The 9998-nt window shown below is 59.7% G+C and carries 10 protein-coding genes; 2 read left to right on the forward strand and 8 right to left on the reverse strand.

What is annotated here, in order from left to right; all coding sequences use genetic code 11:
• Positions 1–122: 122 nt before the first annotated feature.
• The 7 genes from PVZ78_RS17745 to PVZ78_RS17775 all read right to left on the reverse strand — a co-directional run bounded on the left by PVZ78_RS17745 (position 123) and on the right by PVZ78_RS17775 (position 7066).
• The gene (locus tag PVZ78_RS17745; protein ID WP_016703898.1) at positions 123–332 is read right to left on the reverse strand and encodes a DUF1127 domain-containing protein; all 210 of its coding nucleotides are present in this window, start codon (positions 330–332) and stop codon (positions 123–125) included.
• A gap of 277 nt (positions 333–609) precedes the next feature.
• Positions 610–825, reverse strand: coding sequence for a DUF1127 domain-containing protein (locus tag PVZ78_RS17750; protein WP_007924247.1), 216 nt, complete (start codon positions 823–825; stop codon positions 610–612).
• Positions 826–1144: 319 nt separating this feature from the next.
• Complete coding sequence (locus PVZ78_RS17755) at positions 1145–2638, reverse strand: acetyl-CoA hydrolase/transferase family protein (RefSeq protein ID WP_009046303.1); 1494 nt, start codon at positions 2636–2638, stop codon at positions 1145–1147.
• Positions 2639–2818: 180 nt separating this feature from the next.
• On the reverse strand, positions 2819–4255 hold the full coding sequence (locus tag PVZ78_RS17760; RefSeq protein ID WP_016703896.1) for an NAD(P)(+) transhydrogenase (Re/Si-specific) subunit beta: 1437 nt from the start codon (positions 4253–4255) through the stop codon (positions 2819–2821).
• Complete coding sequence (locus PVZ78_RS17765) at positions 4255–4578, reverse strand: NAD(P) transhydrogenase subunit alpha (RefSeq protein WP_003187010.1); 324 nt, start codon at positions 4576–4578, stop codon at positions 4255–4257. Before PVZ78_RS17765 ends, PVZ78_RS17760 begins: the two co-directional genes overlap by 1 nt.
• A gap of 15 nt (positions 4579–4593) precedes the next feature.
• Positions 4594–5715 (reverse strand): Re/Si-specific NAD(P)(+) transhydrogenase subunit alpha, encoded by a 1122-nt coding sequence (locus tag PVZ78_RS17770; protein WP_273829012.1) that lies wholly within the window; start codon positions 5713–5715, stop codon positions 4594–4596.
• A 451-nt stretch (positions 5716–6166) separates the two neighbouring features.
• Positions 6167–7066, reverse strand: coding sequence for a LysR family transcriptional regulator (locus PVZ78_RS17775; protein WP_009046306.1), 900 nt, complete (start codon positions 7064–7066; stop codon positions 6167–6169).
• Positions 7067–7223: 157 nt separating this feature from the next.
• Here PVZ78_RS17775 and PVZ78_RS17780 point away from each other — a divergent pair, with 157 nt between their 5' ends.
• Together PVZ78_RS17780 and PVZ78_RS17785 are read left to right on the forward strand one after the other, a co-directional pair.
• Positions 7224–8405 (forward strand): acyl-CoA dehydrogenase, encoded by a 1182-nt coding sequence (locus tag PVZ78_RS17780; protein WP_009046307.1) that lies wholly within the window; start codon positions 7224–7226, stop codon positions 8403–8405.
• 13 nt (positions 8406–8418) lie between these two features.
• Positions 8419–9639 carry a CaiB/BaiF CoA transferase family protein gene (locus tag PVZ78_RS17785; protein ID WP_016703894.1) on the forward strand — a complete coding sequence of 407 codons (1221 nt, stop codon included), beginning with the start codon at positions 8419–8421 and terminating at the stop codon, positions 9637–9639.
• Positions 9640–9723: 84 nt separating this feature from the next.
• Here PVZ78_RS17785 and PVZ78_RS17790 read toward each other — a convergent pair.
• Positions 9724–9998, reverse strand: a 275-nt coding sequence (locus PVZ78_RS17790; protein ID WP_273829013.1) for a hypothetical protein, incomplete at its 5' end; no start/stop codon positions are given.

Genomic DNA, 9998 nt, shown 5'->3' on the forward strand with positions numbered 1-9998 from the left:
CACCGGGTAGTCACTGTGGGGCAGATGAATCAGACGCCCCTTCAGGAAAATCGCTACACGCTACTGGATATTAGGCCCACCCCATCTGTTCGAATAGCCCTCTTCTGCTGTCTTGGCGCGAACTAGCGCCAGAAGGGTTTCTCCAGTTCAGCCATGCGGTCGCTATGGCTGATGCCTACATCGGACAATTGCTGATCGTTGAGCCCTGCCAGTACGCGGCGTGTCCGGGCGTTCTGTTGCATTTGGCACAAGGCGCGGTACAAGCGTTTCCACGCGCTTATCTGAGGATGGGAGAAGCTGAGAGGTGCGATACGTCCTGGTATGTGGTTCATGGTGCGGTCCTTTCGGCAGGCCGAAGTCAGGGACTTGGGACACCATGTTGCTATTCACGCAGGCTCGTATACAGATACAACAGTGTGAAATTGTACTGGTCCAGTTTTATTTATATTTAAACTGTACCTGTCTGGCCATACCCTTTCTGTACCGGCTCTTCCCAGTATTGCCAGGCCTAAAACGACAAAACCCGTCGCAGTTGCCCGCGACGGGTTTTGTTTTTTCAATTCGGGGTGCTGGCGGTGGACCCAGTGGGTCAGGGCCAGCGACGCTAACTTAGCGCCAGAACGGCTTGCTCAGCTCTTCGTAGCGTTGAGCTTCGCTGATACCTGCGTCAGCCAGCAGACGCGAATCCAGGCGAGCCAGTTGGTGGCGGCTGGAGATGCGGCGCTGCCACAACATCAGGTTGGCGAGAACGCGCAGAGGCAGGGAGGCCTGGGTTTTTGCAGCTTTGTCTTCGAAGAACAGTTCGGAACTGAGTGTACGTTCCATGGTGTGCATCCTTCCGCTTGTGGCGGGATTAGGTAGTGGTTTAACTGGAACCCATGATCCTCCTCTCGCGCCAGTCTCTGTAGATACAGTTCATCTGTATTGTGAGGGACCAGTTAACTGTTTATAGATGCTGTACTGTTCGGAAATGATGCAACTGTACCTATCAGCACCATTTAGGTGCGTTTCAGGACGTTTTCTTGAAAAAAGTAGGGTTTTGAGAGGGTAAAACACCAGTACAGCAGTACAGTTTTTGACAAGTGTTTAAGGACTGTCGATGAGCTGACGCAACTGTGCTTGCGTCAGCCATCGACTGTACCCATCACACAGCGAGCATGCGCCCGGTTTCTTCCAGGTTCATGTGCCAGCGCAGTGCATCGCGCAGGATGTGCGGCGTGTGGCCGCCCAGGGCGCAGGCGGCGGTGAAGTAGTCATTCAGGGGCTGGCGATAGTCCGGGTGTACACAGTTGTCGATGATCACCCGGGCCCGCTCCCGTGGCGCCAGGCCACGCAGGTCGGCCAGGCCGACTTCGGTCACCAGGATGTCGACGTCGTGTTCGGTGTGGTCGACGTGGCTGACCATTGGCACCACGCTGGAAATCGCCCCGCCCTTGGCAATGGACTTGGTGACGAAGATCGCCAGGTGCGCGTTGCGCGCGAAGTCACCCGAACCGCCGATGCCGTTCATCATCCGCGTGCCGCAGACGTGGGTGGAATTGACGTTGCCGTAGATGTCGAACTCCAGGGCGGTGTTGATGCCGATGATGCCCAGGCGACGCACCACTTCCGGATGGTTGGAGATCTCCTGCGGGCGCAGCACCAGCTTGTCCTTGTAGCGCTCCAGATTGCCGAACACATCGGCGTTGCGACGGCTCGACAGGGTGATCGAGCTGCCCGAAGCGAAGCTCAGCTTGCCGGCGTCGATCAGGTCGAAAGTCGAATCCTGCAGCACTTCGGAGTACATGGTCAGGTCTTCGAACGGCGACTCGATCAGGCCGCACATCACCGCGTTGGCGATATTGCCAATACCCGCCTGCAGCGGGCCGAGCTTGTTGCTCATGCGCCCAGCGTCCACTTCCTGCTTGAAGAAGTTGATCAGGTGATTGGCGATCCCCTGGGTTTCGCTGTCTGGCGTCGAAACAGTGGATGGCGAGTCCGCCTGGTTGGTGATGACGATAGCGACGATCTTCTCCGCCGGGATCGGGATGGCGGTGCTGCCGATACGGTCGTCGACCTTCACTAGCGGGATGGGCGTGCGGGTCGGCCGGTAGGTCGGGATATAGATGTCGTGCAGACCTTCCAGGTTCGGGTTGTGCGCCAGGTTGATCTCGACGATCACGTGCTTGGCGAAGATCGCGAAACTGGCGGAGTTGCCCACCGAGGTGGTCGGCACGATATGGCCTTGCTCGGTGATCGCCACGGCTTCGATGACGGCGATGTCCGGCAGCTTGAGCTGCTGGTTGCGCAGCTGTTCCACGGTTTCCGACAGGTGCTGGTCGATGAACATCACCTCGCCGGCATTGATCGCCTTGCGCAGGGTGCTGTCGACCTGGAACGGCATGCGTCGGGCCAGGACACCGGCCTCGGTCAGTTGCTTGTCGAGGTCGTTGCCCAGGCTGGCGCCGGTCATCAGGCTGATTTTCAGTGGGGTTACCTTGGCGCGCTCGGCCAATGCATGGGGCACGGCCTTGGCTTCGCCGGCGCGGGTGAAGCCGCTCATGCCGACGGTCATGCCGTCCTGAATCAGAGCGGCAGCGTCGGCGGCGCTCATCACCTTATCCAACAACGAAGGCAAGCGGATACGATCACGGTACATGGATTGTTATCTCGGGCAGCGGAAGCAAGATGCGCAGTCTAGTGATTTCAAAAAAATTCGTCCCGCTACCAAGGTCGAATGAAAGGCCGCGATTTAGAGCCTTTTGTCGGGTTTGTGCGGGAAATAAAAAACCCCAGCCTACTAAAGGCTGAGGTCTTGGGTGTTGCGCTGGAGCAGGGTTTACTCGACGGCTTTGACCATGTCTTCGATGACTTTCTTGGCGTCGCCGAACACCATCATGGTCTTGTCCAGGTAGAACAGTTCGTTGTCCAGGCCGGCATAACCGCTGGCCATCGAACGCTTGTTGACGATGACGGTCTTGGCCTTGAACGCCTCGAGAATCGGCATGCCGGCGATCGGCGATTTCGGATCGTTCTTCGCCGCCGGGTTGACCACGTCGTTGGCGCCGAGCACCAGCACCACGTCGGCCTGGCCGAACTCGGAGTTGATGTCTTCCATCTCGAACACCTGGTCGTACGGCACTTCGGCCTCGGCCAGTAGTACGTTCATGTGGCCGGGCATGCGCCCCGCGACCGGGTGGATCGCGTACTTCACGGTCACGCCACGGTGTACCAGTTTCTCGGTCAGCTCTTTCAGCGCGTGCTGGGCCCGCGCGACCGCCAGGCCGTAACCCGGAACGATGATCACGGTGTCGGCGTTGGTCAGCAGGAAGGTGGCGTCGTCGGCCGAGCCGGACTTCACCGGGCGGGCTTCTTGCGCGCCCGCCGGGCCGCCAGCGTCTGCAGTGTTGCCGAAGCCGCCAAGCAGTACGTTGAAGAACGAACGGTTCATCGCCTTGCACATGATGTACGACAGGATCGCACCGGACGAACCCACCAGGGAGCCGGCGATAATCAGCATCGAGTTGTTCAGCGAGAAGCCGATCCCCGCCGCTGCCCAGCCCGAGTAGCTGTTGAGCATCGACACCACCACCGGCATGTCGGCGCCGCCGATCGGGATGATGATCAGCACGCCCAGCACGAAGGCCAGGACCAGCATCAGGGCGAAGGCGCTGAGATTGCCGGTGAACATGAAGGTCACGCCCAGGCCCAGGGTCGCCAGGCCGAGAATCAGGTTCAGTTTGTGTTGGCCGCCGAACTGTACCGGTGCGCCCTGGAACAGGCGGAACTTGTACTTGCCCGACAGCTTGCCGAAGGCGATCACCGAACCGGAGAAGGTGATGGCACCGATGGCCGCGCCGAGGAACAGCTCCAGGCGGTTACCGGCTGGAATCGAATCCCCCAGTTGCTTGACGATGCCCAGGGACTGCGGTTCGACCACGGCAGCAATGGCAATGAACACCGCCGCCAGACCGATCATGCTGTGCATGAAGGCCACCAGCTCCGGCATCTTGGTCATTTCCACGCGCTTGGCCATGATCGAACCGGCGGTGCCGCCGATCAGCAGGCCGACGATCACGTAGCCAATGCCAACGGTCGCCAGTTCCGCGCCGAGCTTGAACACCAGGCCGACGGTGGTGACGATCGCCAGGGCCATGCCGAGCATGCCGAACAGGTTGCCGCGACGCGAGGAGGTCGGGTGCGACAGGCCTTTGAGGGCCTGGATAAAGCAGATCGACGCGATCAGGTAGAGCGTCGTTACCAGATTCATGCTCATTACTTGGGCGCCTCTTCTTTTACGGCTTTCGGGGCTTTTTTCTTGAACATCTCAAGCATGCGGCGGGTTACCAGGAAGCCGCCGAACACGTTGACCGCGGCCAGGGCCACGGCCAGCGTGCCCATGGTCTTGCCCAGCGGCGTCACGGTCAGGGCGGCGGCCAGCATGGCGCCGACGATCACGATCGCCGAAATGGCGTTGGTTACCGCCATCAGCGGGGTGTGCAGTGCGGGTGTAACGTTCCAGACCACGTGATAACCGACATAAATCGCCAGCACGAAGATGATCAGGTTGTAGATACCGGGGGAGATAAGCTCTTCCATCGTCTGAATCCCTGCTTAGGCGTTTTTACGGATGACTTGGCCGTCGCGGCACATCAGGCACGCGGCGACGATGTCGTCTTCTAGGTTGACCTCGAACTGACCTTCTTTAGTGAAGACGAGCTTCAGGAAGTCCAGCAGGTTGCGGGCGTACAGCGCCGAGGCATCGGCAGCGACAGCGCCGGCCAGGTTGGTCGGGCCGACAATGGTTACGCCATTTTCGACGACCACCTGATCCGCCACGGTCAGCGGGCAGTTGCCGCCCTGGGCCGCGGCGAGGTCGATGACCACTGAGCCTGGCTTCATCTGGGCCACGGTTTCGGCGCTCAGCAGCACTGGCGCCTTGCGGCCCGGAATCAGGGCGGTGGTGATCACGATGTCCGCCTGTTTGGCGCGTTCGTGCACGGCCTGGGCCTGGCGCTGCATCCAGCTGGCAGGCATCGGGCGCGCGTAACCACCGACGCCGACGGCGCATTCGCGCTCTTCATCGGTCTCGTAAGGCACGTCGACGAACTTGGCCCCCAGGGATTCGATCTGTTCCTTGACCGCCGGACGCACGTCCGAGGCCTCGATCACCGCGCCCAGGCGCTTGGCGGTGGCGATGGCCTGCAGGCCGGCAACCCCGGCACCGAGAATCAGCACGCGAGCAGCTTTCACGGTGCCCGCGGCAGTCATCAGCATCGGCATGAAGCGCGGGTAATAGTGGGCAGCGAGCAGCACCGCCTTGTAACCGGCGATGTTGGCTTGCGAGGACAGCACATCCAGGCTCTGGGCCCGCGAGGTGCGTGGCGCTGCTTCCAGGGCAAAGGCGGTGATGCCGCATTCGGCCATCTTGGCAATGGTTTCATTGCTGAACGGATTGAGCATGCCCACCAGGACGGTGCCGCTTTTGATCAGGGCCAGCTCGCTGTCACTGGGAGCCACGACCTTGAGAATCAGCTCCGCGCCGAATGCATCGTTGGCGCTGCCAATGGTTGCACCTGCCGCTTCATAGGCACTGTCGACAACACTGGCGTTGATGCCGGCGCCGCTCTGCACAGTGACTTTATGACCCTGGCCGATCAGTTTCTTGATGGTTTCCGGGGTTGCAGCAACCCGTGTTTCACCCGTTTGGGTCTCGAGAGGAACACCAATGTGCACGTCAAATCTCCTGCTTGATCTTATTGCTTTCGATCTTTTCTAGAAGGCCAGCGCACTACGGATGGTGCAGCTGGGGCGGCCGATCAGCACGATCCCGCCAGAATCAAGGCGGGGCGCGGCATTTTGCAGGCGAACATTACGCCCTTCAAGGGATTATGAGGGGTGACGGAAAATTAACTACAAGTCACCCTGTGACCGAATGTCGCAAGGGTTGGGCTCAATCCCTTGTAAGTCGTGACCTGTAAGGATTTCGACGGAAAATAAAACAATTTTCATATTGCTCGCGTGAATGAGCGTTCATGACCCTCAAAAAGCCCTACAAGCCACGTGGTTAGGCGCTTGTAGGACGGTTGTCCCGCTTATCGATACAGTCTGTCTGAATGCGACATTTAGTTATATCTGTAGTGTTTGATTTTTTTTGACTACGAAGTCAATTTATTGCCCTGCCCTGCTATTTCTCTAGGCTGTAGCTTTGTGCCTGCTCCACCAGCCAATCGCGAAAAGCCCGTAAAGACGCTGACTCCACCTTGCGCTCGGGAATCATCAGGTAATACGCCTTGATGCTCGCCAGGGCTTCGGGGTTGGCGATCACCAGGCGCTTTTCCCTCAGCTCCCGTTGAATAAGGAATGGCGGGATCAGGGCGATGCCCATGTCGTGCATGGCGGCCTGCGCCAGCATGGAGAATAGTTCGTAACGCGGGCCTGTCATGTCCCGCGGGATATTCAGGTGCTGTGAGTTGAACCATTGCCGCCAGGCATAGGGGCGCGTGGTCTGCTGCAGCAGCGGCAGCTCGGCGATTTCTTCGGCACTTAGCCGGGTGCGGTTGCCCAGGGTCGCGGGGCTGCACACCGGCATTGGGTTTTCTCCCATCAGGCGATGGGATTGGGTGCCCGACCAGTCGGCATCGCCAAAGTAAATCGCGGCGTCGAAGTCGGTATCGGCGAACAGGAAAGGCCGGGTGCGGTTGGTCAGGTTGACCGTGACTTCCGGGTGTCGCTGCTGAAAATCCTTGAGTCGGGGCAGCAGCCATTGGGTGCCAAAGGTCGGGACCACCGCCAGCTCGATGACGTTGGCGCCCTGCTGGCCCATGACGGAAAGCGTGTCGCGCTCCACCGCGTCCAGTTGGGTGGCCACGCGGCGGCTGTAGGAGAGCCCGGCTTCGGTCAGCTTGACGCCGCGCCGGGACCGGCGGAACAGCTCGACCCCGAGAAACTCTTCCAGGCTGGCGATCTGTCGGCAAATTGCGCCCTGGGTTAGCGAAAGCTCCTGCGCCGCCTTGGTAAAGCTCTCGTGGCGTGCGGCGGCTTCGAAGCTGATCAGGGCGGCTGTGCTGGGGATCTTTCTGCGCATGTACGGCAATCTCACTAATGGAATCGCTAAAAGCCACTTACGGCTGTTACGGAGTGAGAAATTAGCACAACAGTATGCGAAATCCTCGTTTGCCGCGCCCGGCAAGCCGGCCTAGGATCAACCCACGAACGTTGACCTACTTCACGAGGACTCACTCATGGGCGGTAAAGCAAGCTTCAACTGGATCGATCCCCTTCTGCTGGATCAACAGCTCACTGAAGAAGAGCGCATGGTGCGCGACAGTGCCGAGCAATTCGCTCAGGGCAAGCTGGCGCCGCGTGTGCTCGAAGCTTTCCGTCATGAAAAGACCGACCCGGCGATCTTCCGCGAAATGGGCGAAGTCGGCCTGCTGGGTGCCACCATTCCCGAGCAGTACGGTGGCAGCGGCCTGAACTATGTCTGCTACGGCCTGATTGCCCGTGAAGTGGAGCGTGTGGATTCCGGCTACCGCTCGATGATGAGCGTGCAGTCCTCCCTGGTGATGGTGCCGATCAACGAATTTGGTACCGAAGCCCAGAAGCAGAAGTATTTGCCGAAACTGGCTTCTGGCGAGTGGATCGGCTGCTTTGGTCTGACCGAACCCAACCATGGTTCCGACCCGGGCGCGATGGTTACCCGTGCTCGCAAGGTGGACGGCGGTTACAGCCTGACTGGCAGCAAGATGTGGATCACCAACAGTCCGATCGCTGATGTGTTTGTGGTGTGGGCCAAGGACGATGCTGGCGATATCCGCGGCTTCGTGCTGGAAAAAGGCTGGAAAGGTCTGAGTGCTCCGGCGATTCACGGTAAGGTCGGCCTGCGCGCTTCCATCACCGGCGAAATCGTCATGGACAACGTCTTTGTTCCGGAAGAGAACATCTTCCCGGACGTGCGTGGCCTGAAAGGTCCGTTCACCTGTCTGAACTCTGCCCGCTACGGCATTTCCTGGGGCGCTCTGGGTGCGGCCGAATTCTGCTGGCACACCGCTCGCCAATACACCCTGGATCGTCAGCAATTCGGTCGCCCGCTAGCGGCTACCCAACTGATCCAGAAAAAACTGGCAGACATGCAGACCGAGATCACCCTCGCCCTCCAAGGCTGCCTGCGTCTGGGCCGGATGAAGGATGAAGGCACGGCGGCGGTTGAAATTACCTCGATCATGAAGCGCAACTCTTGCGGCAAGTCGCTGGACATCGCTCGCATGGCTCGCGACATGCTGGGTGGTAACGGCATCTCCGACGAGTTCGGTATCGCCCGTCACCTGGTCAACCTGGAAGTGGTGAATACCTACGAAGGGACCCATGACGTCCATGCCTTGATCCTGGGGCGCGCGCAGACCGGCATCCAGGCGTTCTACTAATAGGAGAGCGACCATGGGCGCGTTATCTCATTTGCGGGTGCTGGACTTGTCGCGAGTGCTGGCCGGGCCTTGGGCCGGTCAGATCCTGGCAGACCTGGGGGCCGAGGTAATCAAGGTCGAGCGTCCGGGCAATGGTGACGATACCCGCGCCTGGGGGCCGCCTTTCCTCAAGGACGCTTATGGCGAGAACACCACGGAGGCTGCCTATTACCTGTCGGCCAACCGTAACAAGCAGTCGGTGACCATCGACTTCACTCGGCCGGAGGGTCAGCGCCTGGTGCGCGAACTGGCGGCCAAGTCCGACATTCTGATCGAGAACTTCAAGGTTGGCGGTTTGGCGGCCTATGGGTTGGACTACCAGTCGCTGAAGGCGCTCAACCCTGACCTGATCTATTGCTCCATTACCGGCTTCGGCCAGACCGGGCCTTATGCCAAGCGTGCCGGCTACGACTTCATGATCCAGGGGCTGGGCGGGCTGATGAGCCTGACCGGGCGTCCCGAGGGCGATGAAGGTGCTGGGCCGGTGAAGGTTGGCGTGGCGTTGACGGATATCCTGACGGGGCTGTATTCGACTGTGGCGATTCTTGCCGCGCTGGCGCATCGGCAGCACAGCGGTGGTGGGCAGCACATCGATATGGCGCTGCTGGATGTGCAGGTTGCGTGTCTGGCCAACCAGGCGATGAATTACCTGACCACTGGAGTCGCTCCCAAGCGCCTGGGTAATGCTCACCCGAATATCGTGCCTTATCAGGACTTTCCTACGGCGGATGGTGATTTCATCCTTACCGTGGGGAATGACGGGCAGTTCCGCAAGTTTGCCGAGGTGGCGGGCCAACCGCAGTGGGCGGACGATCCGCGCTTTGCGACTAATAAGCTGCGGGTTGCCAATCGGGCGGTGCTGATTCCACTGATTCGTCAGGCCACTGTGTTCAAGACCACCGCTGAGTGGGTCACCCAGTTGGAGCAGGCAGGGGTGCCTTGCGGCCCTATCAACGACCTGGCGCAGATGTTCGAGGATCCGCAGGTCAAGGCGCGCGGGTTGGCGATCGAGCTGCCCCATGCGTTGGCCGGGCTGGTGCCTCAGGTGGCGAGCCCGATCCGTCTCTCCGAAACGCCGGTCGAGTACCGTCATGCTCCTCCTCTATTAGGAGAGCATACCGCCCAGGTTCTGCAGCGGGTGCTGGGGCTTGAGCTTGAGTCCGTGGATGCCTTGCGAGCCTCAGGCGTGCTGTGAGTGCGCTCTTCTATATAGAGAGCAACCGACCCCTTCTATATATGGGGCCTGAAAACACCCCTTTTGGGGTGTTTTCAGGTTTATTCATAGTAAAAGCAAATTAGGGGTTGACGGCAGATTCTGGAAGTCTATAATTCGCCCCACTTCCGGCGCAGTCGAAACGGAAAACTCCTTGAGATTCAACGAGTTATGCGGTTTTCGACGGCGGTTACGCTTCAGTTCATCGAGGCCCGAAGGAGTCGGTTCGGCAGTGTGTTTTCGCCGGATTGACGGTTCGATCTTCTCGGTCGAAAGCGGAGAAAAAGAGGTGTTGACAGCAGCGTGTAACGCTGTAGAATTCGCCTCCCGCTGACGAGAGA

The sequence above is a fragment of the Pseudomonas sp. SBT1-2 genome, assembly GCF_028640875.1.
Taxonomy (GTDB): domain Bacteria; phylum Pseudomonadota; class Gammaproteobacteria; order Pseudomonadales; family Pseudomonadaceae; genus Aquipseudomonas; species Aquipseudomonas chlororaphis_I.

Coding starts and splice junctions, on each gene's coding strand:
- PVZ78_RS17750 (WP_007924247.1), bottom strand. CDS start 825: ATGGAACGTACACTCAGTTCCGAACTGTTCTTCGAAGACAAAGCTGCA.
- PVZ78_RS17775 (WP_009046306.1), bottom strand. CDS start 7,066: ATGCGCAGAAAGATCCCCAGCACAGCCGCCCTGATCAGCTTCGAAGCC.
- PVZ78_RS17785 (WP_016703894.1), top strand. CDS start 8,419: ATGGGCGCGTTATCTCATTTGCGGGTGCTGGACTTGTCGCGAGTGCTG.
- PVZ78_RS17755 (WP_009046303.1), bottom strand. CDS start 2,638: ATGTACCGTGATCGTATCCGCTTGCCTTCGTTGTTGGATAAGGTGATG.
- PVZ78_RS17760 (WP_016703896.1), bottom strand. CDS start 4,255: ATGAGCATGAATCTGGTAACGACGCTCTACCTGATCGCGTCGATCTGC.
- PVZ78_RS17765 (WP_003187010.1), bottom strand. CDS start 4,578: ATGGAAGAGCTTATCTCCCCCGGTATCTACAACCTGATCATCTTCGTG.
- PVZ78_RS17745 (WP_016703898.1), bottom strand. CDS start 332: ATGAACCACATACCAGGACGTATCGCACCTCTCAGCTTCTCCCATCCT.
- PVZ78_RS17780 (WP_009046307.1), top strand. CDS start 7,224: ATGGGCGGTAAAGCAAGCTTCAACTGGATCGATCCCCTTCTGCTGGAT.